Annotated in this window: 1 protein-coding gene; it reads right to left on the reverse strand. The window is 66.2% G+C overall.

The annotated features are described in order from the left end of the window. A partial coding sequence (locus tag BMI79_RS23935; RefSeq protein ID WP_158069140.1) for a hypothetical protein occupies positions 1-269 on the reverse strand: 269 nt, incomplete at both ends.

The following is a 269-nucleotide window of genomic DNA, read 5'->3' on the forward strand; positions in this document are numbered from 1 at the left end:
TGGCCGTGCCGATCGCGGTCGTGCCGTTGTACACCGTAATGGTGTTGCCGGCTTCGGCGCCCGTCCCGCTGAGGGTCGGACGGTTGTCGTCGGTAGTGCCACCGGCAACCACGTTCCCCTTGTTCTGACCCACCTGATCGTCCACGCCGGTGATCGCCACCAGGCTGGCATCCGGGGCCGTAAAGTCCAGCGTCAGGGTAAAGGTGTTCGACGGCTCGCTGACGTTGCCCGCCTGGTCCACCGCCGTCACCGTAAAGCGGTGCTCGCCT

This window comes from Serratia oryzae (assembly GCF_001976145.1).
In the GTDB taxonomy this organism is placed as follows: domain Bacteria; phylum Pseudomonadota; class Gammaproteobacteria; order Enterobacterales; family Enterobacteriaceae; genus Chania; species Chania oryzae.